Origin of the sequence: Pseudomonas sp. R4-35-07 (assembly GCF_003852235.1) — a bacterium.
Taxonomy (GTDB): domain Bacteria; phylum Pseudomonadota; class Gammaproteobacteria; order Pseudomonadales; family Pseudomonadaceae; genus Aquipseudomonas.
In genome coordinates, this window is the sequence record NZ_CP027732.1 from 4,893,720 (window position 1) to 4,908,863 (window position 15,144).

Below are 15,144 nucleotides of genomic sequence, written 5' to 3' on the forward strand. Positions count from 1 at the left end.
GTGTCGTCTACGTTGGCGCACGACCCTGCAATAGTGGCACTATAATGGCGCCATAATTCCAACAGGAGTCGCCGTCATGAGTCAGCCCAAGCTTCTTGATACCCCGCTCTACGCGCTCCTGCATAAGGACGACATTCGGGGCTTCAACCAAGAGCGCCCCGAAGGCGGCGTTATCGACATGCGCGGCGGCGACTTCCGAGGGTTGGACCTGCGCGAACTGAACGCTGCGGGGATCGACTTTACCGACGCCTATTTCCGCTCCGCCGACCTGCGCGGGCTGGATTTACGCGAATGCTCATTGGAAGGTGCCAGCCTGGCCCATGCGCAGATTTCCGGTACTTACTTCTCACCCGACCTGACGGCAGACGAGATTCTGATGTCGGTGAATTTCGGTACCCGCCTGCGTTACCGCACCAAATAACCTCAAAACTCCGGCTCCCGGCTGCGCTTCAGCTTGCCGGGCGTTTTCCCGTGCCTGACACGTAGGGTCATTCTTATAAGCTTTTCAGCCGTTCTCGAGCAAAGAATCACGCTTTTCCTACTGAGCGCTACACTCATTTTCAGGCTTGCCTGGTCACGATACCCACCGCACCATTCGGCCGTCGCAAGGAGGCTTGATGAACGATGAGCTGCAACACCTGAAGAATCTTGGCAAGACGTCGGCGCAGTGGCTGCATGCGGCGGGCATCCACAGCGCGTCCGACCTGCGCCGCCTGGGCGCGGTCGATGCTTACCGAGCCGTGCGAACTCGCGGGTTCCGGGCATCAAAAGTGTTGCTGTATGCGATTGAAGGCGCGTTGATGGACGTGCATTGGAACGACATTCCCACGGAGCGCAAGGAAGCGTTGAACCGTCAGTTGGAGGCGCTCTCAACGCGCCAGAAGATGTAGATCCACCAATCAATCCAGTATTTTCAGGATTTTTGAGAAAAGTAAGGGAATGTTGTTGACTCTCAAATGAGAATCGTTATGATTATCACAACTGGTCGCGAGATCAGCCGATAACTGAAAGACCATTGGTTCGGACTCTCAGATTATCTCCTCATCAGGCTAATCACGGTTATTTGACCCGGCTCTTGCCGGGTCTTTTTTTGCCTGCAAAACGCCGGTTCAACGCGCGATGATCAACGGATGACCACGCTCCGGATGCAACTGCACCAACACATCCAGACCAAATACCGCCTTGAGCGGCTCGGGGCGCAGCACCTGTGCGGGCGTGTCCAGGGCACGCGGGCATCCGTTCTCCAGCAACAGAATTCGATCACAGTAACGCGCGGCCAGGTTCAGGTCATGCAGGATCACCAATACCGCTGCGCCACGATCGGCAAAGCGCCGGATCGCCTGCAAGGTCGTGTGCTGATGCAACGGATCGAGCATCGATGTCGGCTCATCCAACAATAGCGTCTGGCCCGCTTCCCCCGGCCATAATTGCGCCAACACACGGGCCAGGTGTACCCGTTGACGCTCCCCGCCCGACAAGGCCAGGTAACTGCGACCACTCAAGTGCCCTACATCCGCCGCCTGCAGTGCCGCGCTGATGATTTCATCATCGCGTACTCGCCCGGTCTGATGCGGCAAACGCCCCAGTCCTACAACCTCTTCGACACGGAACGCGAAGTCCAGGGTCGAGCTCTGGGGCAGTACCGCCAGGCGCTGGGCTCGTTGCGCGCCGCTCCATTGCTTTAACTCTTGCTGATCCAGCCAAACCTTGCCCTGATCAGGGGTCAACTCGCCGCACAGCGCGCTGAGCAAGGTACTTTTGCCTGCACCATTGGGGCCCAATACGCCGAGCACTTCGCCCGGCAGCAGCTCCAGGGTGACATCTGCCAATACGGTTTTACGCCCGCGACGGATCTGCAACGCTTCCACCCGTAGCATCAGGCGCGCCCTCGCAGCAATAAATAGAGAAAAAATGGCGCGCCAATAAACGCAGTGACGATACCGATCGGCAGTTCCGCCGGCGCCATCGCCAAACGCGCCACCAAATCCGCCAACAGCAACAAACTCGCGCCCGCCAGCACCGAAGCCGGCAATAACACCCGATGGTCCGGTCCGGCCAGCAACCGCACCAAGTGCGGCACCACCAACCCTACAAAGCCGATCATGCCCGCCGCTGCCACCGCCGCACCAACGCCCAGCGCCGTACAGAACACCAGCTCACGCTTGAGCTTTTCCACATCAATGCCCAGGTGGCTGGCTTCGGACTCACCCAGCAACAGCGCATTCAAGGCCTTCGCCCGGCGCGGCAACCACAGCGCCACGCCCGCGCTCACCAGCAGCAACGGCCATAAACGTGAATAGCTGGCACCATTGAGGCTGCCCAGGTTCCAGAATGTCAGGGTACGCAAGGTGGCGTCGTCCGCCAGGTAGGTAAACAGACCTACAGCAGAACCGGCCAGTGCAGTCAGCGCGATGCCGGCGAGCAACATTGTTGCAACGTTGGTCTGGCCATTGCGTCGGCCCAGTCGATACACCAGCGCCGTGACGCCCAGGCCGCCCAGAAACGCGCAAATCGACAAAAGATACGGCCCGAGCGCCTCCGGCAGCCCGCCAAACAACGAGCCGCCGACAATGGCCACCGCAGCCCCCAACGCCGCGCCACTGGACACGCCCACCAAGCCAGGATCGGCCAACGGGTTGCGAAACAAACCCTGCATCGCCACGCCCGACAAGGCGAGCACACCGCCCACGGCCAGGCCCAGTAACGTGCGCGGCAAGCGAATCTGCCCCAGGATCAACTCTGCCTGTTCGAGCCCCTGGGCCTCAATCGGCACTCCGATCATTCGCAACGCAGCCCTGAGCGTGTCGAACAACGGCAGGCTGACCGGTCCCAGGGCCAATGAAAGCCAGATCGCCAGCAGACATAACAGCGCAAGCCCGATAAACAGCGTTTTCGGTTTAACCAACCGGGTCATGGGGCGGGTTCAGCCTGGGACGGGTAAAAGCCTGCGGACAACTGCGCCAGGCTCTGCGGCAGGCGTGGCCCAAGCCCGCCCACCAGCAGCGTCGGGTCCAACTCAAGTACCCGGCCGTTCCTGGCCGCTGGCGTGGAAGCGAGGATGGGGTTTTCCTTGAACAACGCGACCCGGGCCGCTTCACCACTGAGCGCCCGATCAGCAACTACCAGCACTTCCGGGCTCAACCCGGCCAGCGACTCCGCCGAGAACGGTTTGTAACCACTGTGAGTCGCCAGATTACGGCCGCCGGCCTGCTCCAGCATCCAGTCAGCGGCGGTGTCTTTACCGGCGATCAACGGCTTGCCGCCGGCATGCCCGAGCAACAGCAACACACCGGGCGCTTTCTGCGTCAACCGGGCCTTGGTCACCCAGGCTTTCTGCTGATCCAGCGCCTGCTCATATCCGGCAAACAATTCGTTGGCCTTGGCCTCGCTGCCCAGCAGCTTGCCCAGGTGCGCCAGGTTGGCTTTCAGGCTGGGTAAATCCGGTTGTGCCGAGAACATCTCTACCTGTACGCCCGCGTTGCGGATCTGCGCCAGCACCGGTGGTGGCCCCATCTCTTCGGTCCCCACCAGCACCTGCGGGCGCAGGCTGAGAATGCCCTCGGCCGACAATTGGCGCTGATAACCGATACTGGGCAATGCCTTGAGCGACGCTGGATGCTGGCTGGTGGTGTCCACGCCGACCAGCTTCGGCTCGCCCCCCAATGCCGTCACCCATTCCGATAACGCGCCGCCGGCGCTGACCCAGCGTTGCGGCAGGTCCAAGGCTTGGGCCGCGTGGCTGACCAGCAGTCCGGCAACTAGCGCAATAACGCTGGCACTCAGGCGCATAACAGGGTTTCCTTCCAAGGCAGGGCCGCTCAAGCACTCATTGATGTGACAGATAAACCCTGCCCGGCATCGTAGTGAGCACCCGATCAGCTGACGGGCGAAGCGGGCATTTGATAATTGTTTGCATTTGAACGTCAAGGCACTTAAGGATTGAAATGAAGTTTCTCTGCCCCTCCGAGGCCTTGGCGCCCGACAGCAGCCTCGGTTTTGATATCGACGGTTGCAAACTGTTGGCCGTGCGGCGCGCTGGCGTTGCCTACTTTTATGTCAATCGCTGCCCCCATCGCGGCATTCCACTGGAATGGCAACCGGACAGTTTTCTCGACTCAAGCGCCAGCCTGATTCAATGCGCCACCCATGGCGCGCTGTTCCTGATCGAAAGCGGCGAATGCATTGCCGGCCCGTGCGCAGGCCAAAGCCTCACCGCCCTGCCCGGCCGCGAAGACGCACAAGGCCTGTGGGTGCAACTCTAGTTGCCCAGCAGCACCTTCAACGGCCGTTCGATACAGATTTCTTCAGGCGTGACCCGCACGCCGTACGCCAGCACCTCCACACCCGCTGCCTTGGCCTCACGCAACGCGGCGGCATAACCCGCGTCAATCTCCACGGCTGGGCGCACCGCATCGATCCCCGACAAATTAACGCAGTACAACTGCACCGCCCGCACGCCTTCGCGCGCCAGGTGGGCCAACTCCCGCAAGTGCTTGGCACCGCGCTGAGTCACCGCATCGGGGAACGCCGCCACAGAGGTGCCATCAAAGCCCAAGGTGACACTTTTGACTTCGACAAACGCCGGACCGTGCGGGTAGTCCAGGCGAAAATCGATCCGGCTTCGTTCCTGACCGTAAGGCACTTCGCGTTTCAACGCGGTAAAGCCGTTGAGTTCAGTGATCAGCCCGGCGCGCAGTGCCTCTTCGACCAACTGATTGGCGCGTGCGGTGTTGACGCAGGCCAGCCGGCCCTGGGGCGTTTCGGCGATTTCCCAGGTGCCTGGCAATTTGCGCTTGGGGTCGGCAGAACGGCTGAACCAGACCTGGCCGCCTTCGACCATGCAGTTGAGCATCGAACCGGTATTCGGACAGTGAATGGTGAGCAACTCGCCGGTAACGGTTTCGATATCGGTGAGAAAACGCTTGTAGCGGCGGATCAGCCGCCCTTCTTCGAGGGGAGGATGAAAACGCATCAGCCTTGCCAACTCCGCAGGCCACGGGCAATTCGCTCCACCGCCTCTTGTAGCCGGTCGAGGTTTTGCGTGTAGGCAAAACGCACATGATGACCCGCCTGATAACGGCCGAAATCCAGCCCGGGGGTAAAGGCCACATGTTCGGTTTCCAGGAAATGGCGGCAGAACGCGAAGGCATCTCCACCAAACGCGCTGATATCGGCATACAGATAGAACGCGCCTTCGGGCTCTACGGCGATACCAAACCCCAACTCACGCAGGGCCGGCAGCAGGAAGTCGCGGCGCCGGCCAAACTCGGCCCGGCGCTCCTCCAGAATGTTCAGGGTTTGCGGGGTGAAACAGGCTAGGGCCGCGTGCTGGGCCATGCTCGGCGCGCTGATGTAGAGGTTCTGCGCCAACTTTTCCAACTCACCGACCGCTGCAGGTGGCGCCACCAGCCAGCCCAGGCGCCAGCCGGTCATGCCGAAATACTTGGAAAAACTATTCAGGACGAAGGCATCGTCGTCGACTTCCAGCACGCTCGCGGCGTCAGTGCCGTAGGTGAGGCCGTGATAGATCTCATCCACCACCAGATGGCCGTCGCGCGCCTTGATGGCGTTGGACAGGTCGGCCAACTCGTCCCGCGTCAGAAGCGTCCCGGTCGGGTTGGCCGGGGAGGCAACCAGCGCGCCGACGCTGTCCTGGTTCCAGTGTTGCGCCACCAGGTCGGCGGTCAATTGGTAGCGCACTTGCGGGCCGACCGGCACCAACTGCGCCGCGCCCTCGATCAAGCGCAGGAAATGCCGGTTGCAGGGGTAGCCTGGATCCGCCAGCAGCCAGTGCTTGCCCGGATCCACCAGCAGGCTGGTGGCCAATAACAACGCACCGGAGCCGCCGGGCGTGATCAGAATGCGCTGCGGATCGATGCTCAACCCGTAGCGCTGCTGATAGAAACCGCTGATCGCCTCGCGCAATTCGGGCAGCCCACGGGCGGCGGTGTAACGGGTTTTGCCATTGGCCAAGGCGGCCTGGCCTGCCTGGATAATCGGTTCGGCGGTGGTGAAATCCGGCTCGCCGATTTCCAGATGGATCACGTCGTGGCCGGCTGACTGCAGCTCATTGGCGCGCGCCAGCAATGCCATGACATGAAAAGGTTCGATGGCGCGACTGCGCGCACTGTAGGGCTGAGCCATTAGCCTTCCTAGACGGTGAGGACAAAATCAGGATTCTACCGAACCCTCGCGATAAAACATGTTCTATTGCCTGCCCGGCCGACTTCACGGCCAGGCAAGCGCCGGCAAAACGACTAAAATCAACATTCGAGACGGGACATACCCAGCCACGACGGGCCGCTGCAGTTTGCAACCCCCGACGCGACAGGCTCGACAACCGGGAGTGGCGCACCCCGAATCTATCTGGTAAGTTCGCCCGCTTGCAGCCGCAGGGCCGGCAGGTGTCGGTGACGTTGCAATCCTGCGCAATGGATTAGAAGAGTGAGAGGCGGTCTATTCATGTCCACCCAAGCAAAGCAACAGCAGACTCAAGGCCTCGGCGGCTTCGAACCCTATGTGGAAAAAAAGGGCGAGGAGTACATGGGCGAGCCCATGCGCGAGCACTTCACCAAAATCCTGAACAAGTGGAAACAGGATTTGATGCAGGAAGTCGACCGCACGGTTGACCATATGAAGGACGAAGCAGCCAACTTCCCTGACCCGGCCGACCGTGCCAGCCAGGAAGAGGAGTTCGCCCTCGAACTGCGCGCCCGTGATCGCGAGCGCAAGCTGATCAAGAAGATCGACAAGACCCTGCAACTGATCAAAGACGAAGAATACGGCTGGTGCGAATCCTGCGGCGTTGAGATCGGTATTCGTCGCCTGGAAGCCCGCCCGACCGCGGACCTCTGTGTAGACTGCAAGACCTTGGCCGAAATCAAGGAAAAACAGGTCGGCAAGTAATGCTTGTCGAGCTGAACGAATGGGGCGTGCGAACGCCCCATTTTTGTTGCTGGCGTTTACCGATTTTCCAGTAGTATCCGGCCCATGACTGCCTCTACCTATATCGGGCGCTTCGCCCCCACGCCCAGCGGCCATCTGCACTTCGGCTCCCTGGTCGCCGCCCTCGCCTCCTACCTCGATGCCCGCGCCAATCAAGGCCGCTGGCTGATGCGCATGGAAGACCTCGACCCACCTCGTGAAGAACCCGGCGCCCAGACGGCAATCCTGCATGCCCTGGAAAGCTACGGCTTTGAGTGGGATGGCGAACTGGTCCGCCAGAGCGAGCGGCACGACGCCTACGCCAAGGTGCTGAACGACTTGTTCAACCACGGCCTGGCCTACGCCTGCACCTGCTCGCGCAAACAGCTGGAACCCTACAACGGAATTTACCCCGGGCTTTGCCGCAATGCCGGCCACGACCAGCAAGATGCGGCTATCCGTCTGCGCGTGCCCGAGCTTGAATACCATTTTACCGACCGCGTACAAGGCGAGTTCCGACAGCACCTGGGGCGCGATGCAGGCGACTTCATCATCCGCCGCCGCGACGGCCTGTACGCCTATCAATTGGCCGTCGTCCTGGATGACGCTTGGCAAGGCGTTACCGACATCGTGCGCGGCGCCGACCTGCTCGATTCCACGCCACGCCAGCTTTACCTCCAGGAGTTACTCGGACTAAGGCAGCCGCGTTATCTGCATGTGCCGCTGATCGTCCAGCCCGACGGTCACAAACTGGGCAAGTCGTACCGTTCGCCACCGCTGACCGCAGACCAGGCCACGCCATTGCTACTCAGAGCGCTGCGCGCCCTCGGTCAGCCGGCCGGTGACGAGCTGCTTTACGCCAGCCCCAGGGAACTGCTGGATTGGGGCATTCGGCAGTGGGATGCCACACGGATCCCGCGCACACTCACCCTCGCCGAAGCGCAATTGAACTGAAGGCGCTTGCAGCTTGCCAGCCATCCGTTACCATCGCCGCAATTCTTCAATCAGAGGCCAACATGTACATCTATCGATTGGTCCTGCTGCTGGTCGTCGGGATCTACCTGTTTTCCCCCGCCATCATGGACTGGTGGATCGATGCCACGGGCGCCTGGTACCGTCCTTATCTGCTCTGGCTGATCCTGATCGTCGTGACCTTCATCCTGCAGAGCCAAAAAGATGCCGATGAGCTTTAGCCTCACCCAGATGCTGCTGATCAGCGCCGCCTACCTGGCGGCATTGTTCGGCGTCGCCTGGATCAGTGAGCGTGGAATGATTCCGCGGGCGATCATTCGCCATCCCTTGACCTACACCTTGTCCCTGGGCGTATACGCCAGCGCCTGGGCGTTCTACGGTACGGTGGGCCTGGCCTATCAATACGGCTACGGTTTCCTCTCCAGCTACCTGGGGGTGTCCGGTGCGTTCCTGCTGGCGCCGGTGCTGCTGTACCCGATTTTGAAAATCACCCGCACCTATCAGTTGTCCTCCCTGGCGGACCTGTTTGCCTTTCGTTTTCGCAGCACCTGGGCCGGCGCACTCACCACGATTTTCATGTTGATCGGCGTGCTGCCGTTGCTCGCCCTGCAGATCCAGGCAGTGGCCGACTCGATCAGCATCCTCACCCGCGAGCCGGTGCAACATCGCGTTGCCCTGGCCTTCTGCGCCTTGATCAGCCTGTTCACCATTTTCTTTGGCTCACGCCATATCGCCACCCGCGAAAAACACCAGGGCCTGGTGTTTGCGATTGCCTTTGAGTCGGTGATCAAGCTGGTCGCCATCGGCGGTGTCGGCCTTTATGCGCTCTACGGCGTGTTCGACGGCCCGCAACAGCTGGAATTGTGGCTGCTGCAAAACCAGACCGCCCTCGCCGCCTTGCACACGCCCCTGCAGGAAGGCCCCTGGCGCACGCTGCTGCTGGTGTTCTTCGCCTCGGCCATCGTGATGCCGCACATGTACCACATGACCTTCACCGAAAACCTCAACCCACGCTCATTGGTCAGCGCCAGCTGGGGTTTGCCACTGTTCCTGCTGTTGATGAGCCTGGCGGTGCCGCTGATTCTGTGGGCCGGCCTGAAACTGGGGGCCACCACCAACCCTGAGTATTTCACCCTCGGCATCGGCATTGCCGCCAACAGCCCGGCCCTGGCGCTGTTGGCGTATGTCGGCGGTTTGTCGGCGGCCAGTGGCTTGATCATTGTCACCACGCTGGCACTCTCCGGGATGGCACTCAACCACCTGGTGCTGCCGCTGTACCAGCCACCAGCCGAAGGCAACATCTACCGCTGGTTGAAATGGACGCGCCGCGCGCTGATCGTCGCGATCATCATGGCCGGCTATGCCTTTTACCTGCTGCTGGGCGCCGGGCAAGACCTGGCCAACCTCGGCATCGTGGCGTTTGTCGCCACCTTGCAGTTCCTGCCGGGCGTGCTCTCGGTGCTGTACTGGCCGACCGCCAATCGCCGTGGCTTTATCGCCGGGTTGCTGGCGGGCATCCTGGTGTGGCTGGTGACCATGCTGCTACCGCTGGTCGGCAACCTGCAGGGTTTCTACATACCGTTGCTGAACATGATTTACGTGCTGGATGACACCAGCTGGCACATGGCCGCAATCGCTTCGCTGGCCGCCAACGTCCTGATGTTCACCCTGATCTCGCTGTTCACCAACGCCAGCCCCGAAGAAACCAGCGCCGCCGAAGCCTGCGCGGTGGACAACGTGCGTCGCCCGCAACGCCGCGAGCTGCATGCGGCCTCGCCCCAGGAATTCGCCACGCAACTGGCCAAGCCGCTCGGCGCCAAGGCCGCGCAAAAGGAAGTCGAACAGGCCTTGCGCGATCTGTACCTGCCGTTCGACGAGCGCCGTCCCTATGCGCTGCGGCGCTTGCGCGACCGTATCGAAGCCAACTTGTCCGGGCTGATGGGCCCCAGCGTGTCCCAGGACATGGTGGAAACTTTTCTGCCTTACAAGGCGGGTGGCGAAAACTATGTGACCGAAGACATCCATTTCATCGAAAGCCGGCTGGAGGACTATCACTCACGCCTCACCGGCCTCGCCGCCGAGCTTGATGCCCTGCGCCGTTACCACCGCCAGACCCTGCAGGAACTGCCGATGGGCGTGTGTTCCCTGGCCAAGGACCAGGAAATCCTGATGTGGAACAAGGCTATGGAAGAGCTTACCGGCATTGCCGCGCAACGCGTGGTCGGCTCTCGCCTCAATACCCTCGGCGACCCCTGGAAAGAATTGTTGCAAGGTTTTATCAACCTGCCCGACGAGCATTTGCACAAGCAGCACCTGGCCCTCGACGGCCAGACCCGTTGGCTCAACCTGCACAAGGCCGCCATTGACGAGCCCCTGGCCCCAGGCAACAGCGGCCTGGTGTTGCTGGTGGAAGACCTCACCGACACCCAGATGCTCGAAGACAAGCTGGTGCACTCCGAGCGCCTGGCCAGTATTGGTCGCCTGGCCGCCGGTGTGGCGCATGAGATCGGCAACCCGATCACCGGCATCGCCTGCCTGGCGCAGAACCTGCGGGAAGAGCGCGAGGAAGACGGTGAAATCACCGAGATCAGCGGGCAGATCCTCGAGCAGACCAAGCGCGTGTCGCGCATCGTGCAGTCGCTGATGAGCTTCGCCCACTCCGGCGCCCATCAGAATCAGGACGAAGCGGTGTGTCTGGCCAAAGTGGCGCAGGACGCCATTGGGCTGCTGGCCTTGAACCGGCGCAATTTCGAAGTACAGTTCTTTAACCTGTGCGATCCGGACCACTGGGTCGATGGCGACTCACAACGCCTGGCCCAGGTCCTGATCAACTTGCTGTCCAACGCCCGCGATGCGTCCCCGCCGCACAGTGCGGTACGCGTCAAGAGCGAGGCTTTCGAGCACACGGTCGACCTGATCGTGGAAGATGAAGGCAGCGGCATTCCACAGAACATCATGGACCGATTGTTCGAACCCTTCTTCACCACCAAGGACCCAGGTGAAGGTACCGGTCTGGGCCTTGCACTGGTCTATTCCATCGTTGAAGAGCATTATGGACAAATCACCATCGACAGCCCGGCTGACACCGAAAGCCAACGCGGCACCCGTATCCGGGTGACCTTGCCGCGTCATGTCGAAGCGACGTCCGCTGTGAACTGAGACCGTCGAGAGAATTGAATCAATGCCGCACATTTTGATCGTCGAAGACGAAACCATTATCCGCTCTGCCTTGCGTCGCCTGCTTGAACGTAATCAGTACCAGGTCAGCGAAGCCGGCTCGGTGCAGGAAGCCCAGGAGCGGTTCAGCATTCCCACGTTCGACCTGATCGTCAGCGACCTGCGCTTGCCGGGCGCTCCGGGTACCGAATTGATCAAGCTGGGCCAGGGCACTCCGGTGCTGATCATGACCAGCTACGCCAGCCTGCGCTCGGCGGTGGACTCGATGAAGATGGGCGCGGTGGACTACATCGCCAAGCCTTTCGACCATGACGAGATGCTGCAGGCTGTGGCGCGCATCCTGCGTGACCGCCAGTCGGCCAGCAGCGCGCCAGCCGAACCGCGTCCGGCAGGAAAAGCAGCCGACAAACCGGGCGTCGATAACAGTAACGGCGAGATCGGCATCATTGGCTCCTGCCCGCCGATGCAGGACCTTTACAGCAAGATCCGCAAAGTGGCGCCGACCGACTCCAATGTATTGATCCAGGGTGAGTCGGGCACCGGCAAGGAACTGGTGGCCCGCGCGCTGCATAACCTGTCCAGGCGCGCCAAGGCCCCGATGATCTCGGTGAACTGCGCGGCGATCCCCGAATCCCTGATCGAGTCGGAATTGTTTGGCCACGAAAAAGGCGCGTTCACCGGTGCCAGCGCCGGGCGTGCGGGCCTGGTCGAAGCCGCCGACGGCGGCACGCTGTTCCTCGACGAAATCGGCGAGTTGCCCCTGGAGGCCCAGGCGCGCTTGTTGCGAGTGCTGCAGGAAGGCGAGATTCGCCGGGTCGGTTCGGTGCAATCGCAAAAGGTCGATGTACGCCTGATCGCAGCGACGCACCGTGACCTCAAGAGCCTGGCCAAGATCGGCCAGTTCCGTGAAGACCTGTATTATCGCCTGCATGTGATTGCGCTCAAGCTGCCGCCACTGCGCGAGCGTGGCGCCGATGTCAACGAGATCGCCAGCGCGTTCCTGCTGCGCCAGAGCGCGCGCATCAACCGTACCGATCTGAAGTTTGCGCCGGACGCAGAGCAGGCGATCCGGCATTACGCATGGCCGGGCAACGTGCGTGAACTGGAGAACGCCGTCGAGCGCGCGGTCATCCTGTCGGAAAGCCCGGAAATATCCGCCGAGCTGCTGGGCATCGATATCGAGCTCAGCGATCTGGACGACGACGACTTCATCGGCCTGGCGCCACAACAGGGCGCAGGTAGCGCGACCAGCCATGAGCCGACGGAAGATTTGTCCCTGGAAGACTACTTCCAGCATTTCGTCCTCGAGCACCAGGACCACATGACCGAGACCGAACTGGCCCGCAAGCTGGGCGTAAGCCGCAAGTGCCTGTGGGAACGTCGCCAACGCCTGGGCATTCCACGGCGCAAGACCGGGGTTCCCAGCGAGAGCTGAGGTAACACCTGCTAATGTGAAAAAACTGTTACCGCAGATATTTCACGTAACAAAAACCGGGGCTTACGGTAACGAAGCCCCGGTTTTTTTCGCCCGCCAAACCCCGCAAATCACCTCAAACCCCTGCGTTTGCTGGGCGGCGCAAAAGTTGGCACGCACCCTGCTATATGCTTAGTACAAAAACAATAACAAGCTTTGTACAAGACAATAAAAATAAGACGAATCGACTCACGCATAACAAAAACAACACGGCGGAGGCGCAGCTAACTGATTCTTTTGGAGAGGCGTTGCATTTGGGGCTTGCCCCGCAACCAGGCCGAGAACAACAAAAACTGCCCTAAGGCAGAGCCTGAACTGGTTGGATCGTAGATCAGCAACACAGCGACCAAAGCAATCCGTTTGCTCTTGGCTCCCGATTGGGAGTGCCATGAAGGTGAAGCTTCCTGGCGAGGGCGATCAACAAAAACAAGAAGCCCGACACCATAATAAAAATAGAGTACGCAACTACTTCTGGGGGAGCTTCGGCTCCCCTTGTAGTTTCCGACAGTTAGCCCCTGGATTTGCCTTTTAAACGCTTATGGCGCAACGCCTGCAGCTTGTTCCTACACCATCCCCTGACTAAATGCTAGAATCCCGGCCCATCATGCGGTCATTCTTCGTTATGGCCGAACATTCCTTCAAACAGTGCATCCCATGCTGAAGAAGTTGTTCCAGTCATTCCGTTCTCCCTTGCGTCGTACGCAACACATTCGCAGCACGCCTGAAGTGCTTAACAGCAATCAGCATTCATTGCAGCGCGCTCAATTCAGCCGTTATGCGGTGAACATCGTCGAACGTTTGCAGAACGCCGGTTACCAGGCCTACCTGGTAGGCGGCTGCGTACGTGACATGCTGCTCAATATCACGCCGAAAGATTTCGACGTCGCCACCAGCGCCACGCCTGAACAGGTGCGTGCCGAATTCCGCAATGCGCGGATCATCGGGCGCCGCTTCAAGCTGGTGCATATCCACTTCGGTCGCGAAATCATCGAGGTCGCGACGTTCCGCGCCGGCCACCCGCAAAACGATGAAGAGGAAGACACCAATCAGTCTTCTCGCAACGAGAGCGGGCGCATCCTGCGCGACAACGTCTACGGCACGCTGGAAGAAGACGCGCAACGCCGCGACTTCACCATCAATGCCCTGTATTACGATCCGGTGAGCGAGCGGATCCTCGATTACGCCAATGGCGTACACGATATCCGCAACAACCTGATCCGCCTGATCGGCGACCCGACGCAGCGCTACCAGGAAGACCCGGTGCGCATGCTGCGCGCCGTGCGGTTCGCCGCCAAGCTCAACTTCGGTATCGAGAAACACACGGCCGCACCGATTCGCGAACTGGCACCGATGCTGCGGGAAATCCCGTCGGCACGCCTGTTTGAAGAAGTGCTCAAGCTGTTCCTTTCGGGCTACGCCGCCGACACCTTTGAAATGCTCGTCGACCTGCAGTTGTTCGATCCACTGTTCCCGGCCAGCGCCGAGGCATTGGAACACAACCCGACGTACACCCACACGCTGATCAGCGAAGCGTTGATCAACACTGACTTGCGCATCAAGCAGAACAAGCCGGTGACCCCGGCGTTCCTGTTTGCCGCGCTGTTGTGGCCGGCCCTGCCCAAACGCGTACTGCGCTTGCAGGACCGTGGCATGCCGCCGATTCCCGCCATGCAGGAAGCCGCCCACGAGCTGATCACCGAACAGTGCCAGCGCATCGCCATTCCGAAACGCTTCACCTTGCCGATCCGCGAAATCTGGGACATGCAGGAGCGTCTGCCGCGCCGCAGCGGCAAACGCGCCGACCTGTTGCTGGACAACCCGCGCTTTCGCGCCGGCTACGACTTCCTGTTGCTGCGCGAAAGCGCCGGCGAGCAGACCGACGGCCTGGGTGAATGGTGGACCGACTATCAGGATGCCAATGACAGCCAACGCCGCGAGATGATTCGTGAGCTCGGCAGCAAAGGCGATAGCCTAGGCGAAGGGCCGAAAAAGCGCCGCCGCAGCTCCAGCAAGCGCAAACGCAGCGCCGCCGATGCCTCGGGCGCAACAGGCGAATAATCGTGGAACGTATCTACATCGGCATGGGCAGCAACCTGGCTGCCCCGCAGCAGCAACTGCGCAACGCTATCGAAGCCCTGGCGCACTTGCCCGACACGGCCCTCGTCGATGTATCCGCTTTCTATCAAAGCGACTCCCTGCTGCCAGGCCAACCGCGCTACACCAACGCGGTGGCGGCCGTGGACAGCAACCTCACGCCGCTGGACCTGCTCGACGCGCTGCACACCATCGAAAACGACCAGGGCCGCGAGCGCACCGAGCGCTGGGGGCCACGCACGCTGGACCTGGATATCCTGTTATTCGGTAATCGCCTGATTGATGAGCCGCGCCTCAAGGTGCCGCATTACCAGATGCACCTGCGGGCGTTCGTGCTTTATCCCTTGGCTGAGCTGGTGCCTGCCGACTTTCAGTTGCCCGAGGGCCAAACGCTGGGTGAACTGCTGACAGCCTGCCCATTCGTCGGCCTGGAACGCTTGCCTCTGTAGGAGCGAGCTTGCTCGCGAAAATCGTCAACGATCACGCGCTCAGCCTGATTGAAC

15 protein-coding genes are annotated in these 15,144 nt (G+C 60.9%); 10 read left to right on the forward strand and 5 right to left on the reverse strand.

The window, feature by feature from the left end; all coding sequences use genetic code 11:
* Positions 1-76 precede the first annotated feature (76 nt).
* The gene (locus tag C4J89_RS22375; protein ID WP_124364415.1) at positions 77-421 is read left to right on the forward strand and encodes a pentapeptide repeat-containing protein; all 345 of its coding nucleotides are present in this window, start codon (positions 77-79) and stop codon (positions 419-421) included.
* 196 nt (positions 422-617) lie between these two features.
* Positions 618-890: a TfoX/Sxy family protein gene (locus tag C4J89_RS22380; RefSeq protein ID WP_124364416.1), complete on the forward strand. Its 273-nt coding sequence runs from the start codon at positions 618-620 to the stop codon at positions 888-890.
* Positions 891-1,109: 219 nt separating this feature from the next.
* Here C4J89_RS22380 and C4J89_RS22385 read toward each other — a convergent pair whose 3' ends face one another.
* The 3 genes from C4J89_RS22385 to C4J89_RS22395 are packed head-to-tail and all read right to left on the reverse strand — an operon-like array spanning position 1,110 to position 3,789.
* A complete protein-coding gene (locus C4J89_RS22385; RefSeq protein WP_124415606.1) occupies positions 1,110-1,877 on the reverse strand; it encodes a heme ABC transporter ATP-binding protein in 768 nt (255 codons plus the stop codon).
* Positions 1,877-2,860: an iron ABC transporter permease gene (locus C4J89_RS22390; RefSeq protein ID WP_164487620.1), complete on the reverse strand. Its 984-nt coding sequence runs from the start codon at positions 2,858-2,860 to the stop codon at positions 1,877-1,879. Before C4J89_RS22390 ends, C4J89_RS22385 begins: the two co-directional genes overlap by 1 nt.
* A gap of 50 nt (positions 2,861-2,910) precedes the next feature.
* A complete protein-coding gene (locus C4J89_RS22395; protein ID WP_124415608.1) occupies positions 2,911-3,789 on the reverse strand; it encodes a hemin ABC transporter substrate-binding protein in 879 nt (292 codons plus the stop codon).
* Positions 3,790-3,944: 155 nt separating this feature from the next.
* Here C4J89_RS22395 and C4J89_RS22400 point away from each other — a divergent pair, with 155 nt between their 5' ends.
* Positions 3,945-4,262: a Rieske 2Fe-2S domain-containing protein gene (locus C4J89_RS22400; RefSeq protein ID WP_124364420.1), complete on the forward strand. Its 318-nt coding sequence runs from the start codon at positions 3,945-3,947 to the stop codon at positions 4,260-4,262.
* On the opposite strand, the gene sfsA is transcribed toward C4J89_RS22400, so the two are convergent.
* Both sfsA and C4J89_RS22410 read right to left on the reverse strand, forming a co-directional pair.
* Positions 4,259-4,972 (reverse strand): DNA/RNA nuclease SfsA, encoded by a 714-nt coding sequence (gene sfsA, locus C4J89_RS22405; protein ID WP_124364421.1) that lies wholly within the window; start codon positions 4,970-4,972, stop codon positions 4,259-4,261. The two genes, C4J89_RS22400 and sfsA, sit on opposite strands and share 4 nt — an antisense overlap.
* On the reverse strand, positions 4,972-6,144 hold the full coding sequence (locus tag C4J89_RS22410; RefSeq protein WP_124415609.1) for a pyridoxal phosphate-dependent aminotransferase: 1,173 nt from the start codon (positions 6,142-6,144) through the stop codon (positions 4,972-4,974). Before C4J89_RS22410 ends, sfsA begins: the two co-directional genes overlap by 1 nt.
* Positions 6,145-6,462: 318 nt before the next feature.
* On the opposite strand from C4J89_RS22410, the gene dksA reads away from it, so the two are divergent.
* The 7 genes from dksA (at position 6,463) to folK (ending at position 15,090) form a co-directional block, all read left to right on the forward strand.
* Positions 6,463-6,906: an RNA polymerase-binding protein DksA gene (gene dksA, locus C4J89_RS22415; RefSeq protein WP_003194150.1), complete on the forward strand. Its 444-nt coding sequence runs from the start codon at positions 6,463-6,465 to the stop codon at positions 6,904-6,906.
* An 84-nt stretch (positions 6,907-6,990) separates the two neighbouring features.
* Positions 6,991-7,878 (forward strand): tRNA glutamyl-Q(34) synthetase GluQRS, encoded by an 888-nt coding sequence (gene gluQRS, locus C4J89_RS22420; protein ID WP_124371884.1) that lies wholly within the window; start codon positions 6,991-6,993, stop codon positions 7,876-7,878.
* Positions 7,879-7,940: 62 nt separating this feature from the next.
* Positions 7,941-8,117, forward strand: a complete 177-nt coding sequence (locus C4J89_RS22425) for a hypothetical protein (RefSeq protein WP_003176118.1) — start codon at positions 7,941-7,943, stop codon at positions 8,115-8,117.
* Positions 8,101-11,055 carry a sensor histidine kinase gene (locus C4J89_RS22430; protein ID WP_164484567.1) on the forward strand — a complete coding sequence of 985 codons (2,955 nt, stop codon included), beginning with the start codon at positions 8,101-8,103 and terminating at the stop codon, positions 11,053-11,055. Before C4J89_RS22425 ends, C4J89_RS22430 begins: the two co-directional genes overlap by 17 nt.
* Before the next feature lie 22 nt (positions 11,056-11,077).
* Positions 11,078-12,508 (forward strand): sigma-54 dependent transcriptional regulator, encoded by a 1,431-nt coding sequence (locus C4J89_RS22435; RefSeq protein ID WP_124364425.1) that lies wholly within the window; start codon positions 11,078-11,080, stop codon positions 12,506-12,508.
* A gap of 693 nt (positions 12,509-13,201) precedes the next feature.
* Positions 13,202-14,605, forward strand: coding sequence for a polynucleotide adenylyltransferase PcnB (locus tag C4J89_RS22440; RefSeq protein ID WP_124364426.1), 1,404 nt, complete (start codon positions 13,202-13,204; stop codon positions 14,603-14,605).
* Between the two features lie 2 nt (positions 14,606-14,607).
* Entirely contained in the window at positions 14,608-15,090 is a 483-nt protein-coding gene (folK, locus tag C4J89_RS22445) for a 2-amino-4-hydroxy-6-hydroxymethyldihydropteridine diphosphokinase (protein ID WP_124415610.1), read from the forward strand.
* Positions 15,091-15,144 lie beyond the last annotated feature (54 nt).